Origin of the sequence: Porphyromonas sp. oral taxon 278 str. W7784 (assembly GCF_000467855.2) — a bacterium.
Lineage (GTDB): Bacteria > Bacteroidota > Bacteroidia > Bacteroidales > Porphyromonadaceae > Porphyromonas.
Map to the genome: position 1 here is coordinate 1 of NZ_KI259239.1, position 1,154 is coordinate 1,154.

2 protein-coding genes are annotated in these 1,154 nt (G+C 44.4%); both read right to left on the reverse strand.

Translation table 11 applies throughout. From position 1 onward, the window contains the following. On the reverse strand, window positions 1-707 hold a 707-nt coding region (locus HMPREF1556_RS05190; protein WP_198141854.1), incomplete at its 3' end, for an IS3 family transposase. 32 nt (window positions 708-739) lie between these two features. Then, window positions 740-1,066, reverse strand: a complete 327-nt coding sequence (locus tag HMPREF1556_RS05195; RefSeq protein WP_083476378.1) for a transposase — start codon at window positions 1,064-1,066, stop codon at window positions 740-742. Window positions 1,067-1,154 lie beyond the last annotated feature (88 nt).

A 1,154-nucleotide genomic window follows, 5' to 3' on the forward strand; every position in this document is an offset into this window, starting at 1 on the left:
TCTCTCTTAATGAGTGCATGGAACGATTCGATGCATGCGTTATCCCAAGGATATCCCTTTGGGGAATAACTATTAATAAAGCTTGCAGTTGCATCTTTGAAAGCATCCGAAACATACTGTGATCCGCGATCATTGTGAAATACAAGCGGTTTGTCAACATGACGCTTTTGCTTTGCCAGATTGACACAGTCGACAACATGCTGCGCTTCCAGGGTCGTGCTGAGGACCCAGGCGATGATTTTCCGTGAAAACAGATCCATAATACTAGTCAGGTACACAAAACCAATCACAGTAACAATATAAGTGATATCGGAAACCCATACAGCATTTGGCTCTGCCGGATTAAATTGCTGCTGCAGTATATTTTTTAATTTTGTACTGAAGTCAGAATCTATGGTTGTCCGGGTATATGGTTTTATCCATTGAGCCTTGATACCCATCTGATGCATGTAGGTGCCCACAGTCCGCTCGGAAATGGATTCACCATCTTTATGAAGCTGCACCGTGATTTTGGGTGCCCCGTAGTTTTGATGGGATTTATCATATATTCTCTGGATTTTTTGTTTCATCGCTTCTCGACGCTTCTCTGTGTCGGAAGGGACACGCTTCTTCCAGGAAGCATAACCGGATCGTGAAACACCCAGATATTTCAGTATCCCGCTGACAGAGACCCGGTGTTTCACCGGAAATTGATGAACTTCCTCCACGTATTCAGCAGTTGCTGTATATATGGCCAGTGTCAGTTTCCCAGGATACCGATGGCTTTTTTTAATACTTCAAGTGCGTCCTTTGTATCTCGTAATTCTCGCTGAAGCCTGGCGATTTCCTTTGCCTCGTCGCTGGAATAATTGCCGGCTCCGCGGGTTGGGACCTCACCATCGTTCTCCTTTGCCTTCTTGATCCAGGACTTTAACGCAGAAATACTGACATTGAGATTACTGGCTGCTGCCTGGTAAGATAGTTCCGGATGCTCCTTTTTGTAGCGAACTGCATCCTCCTTGAATTGTTGGGTATATACCGTTCCTTTTGCCATGACTCTTTTCCCTCCTGTTCTTTCATGGTACATGATTTATCAGGAAAAGGTCATTCTTATTTTGTACTATTTATATGCTAGCTCCAGCCTAATGTAGCATGTACCTTGGCCTCTTTAGGAC